General features: G+C 66.1%; 1 protein-coding gene. It reads left to right on the forward strand.

The window, feature by feature from the left end; all coding sequences use genetic code 11:
* The coding region (locus tag VTU_RS29735; protein ID WP_040893953.1) for a hypothetical protein at positions 1-475 on the forward strand (475 nt) is incomplete at both ends.

A 475-nucleotide genomic window follows, 5' to 3' on the forward strand; every position in this document is an offset into this window, starting at 1 on the left:
CCCTGCCCGGCGCGCTGGGATTGGCAGCGGACCCGCAGGCGCTAATGGACCAACGCTACCTGTGGGATACGCGCGGCAACTTGCTGCACCGCGAGGACCGCGCGGGAGAATCCGCGCGCAGCAGCTACGCCTACGACGCGCGCAACCGCTTGGTCGCCGGAGTGCAGGCACAAGGGCAGAAAAACCAAGTCAACCGCTACCACTACGACCCCGACGAGCGGCGCGTGCTCAGCCAGCAGGGCGTAGAAACGCAGGACGAACTGGAAAAAGCCACGCAGCAAACCCGCTACCCCGCGCAAAGCCACCGCTGGAGCGAAGAACAGCCGCAAGGGACGACCGCCGTACTCGCGCGCTACGACGCCAACGGCCAGCCCACACAAATCGGGCAACGCGAATACCAATGGGACGCGCTGGGCAAACTGACCGAGGTGCGCGAACAGGGCACAAGCCTGGCCCGCTACCACTACAACCACCG

Origin of the sequence: Verminephrobacter aporrectodeae subsp. tuberculatae At4 (assembly GCF_000193225.1) — a bacterium.
In the GTDB taxonomy this organism is placed as follows: domain Bacteria; phylum Pseudomonadota; class Gammaproteobacteria; order Burkholderiales; family Burkholderiaceae_C; genus Acidovorax; species Acidovorax aporrectodeae.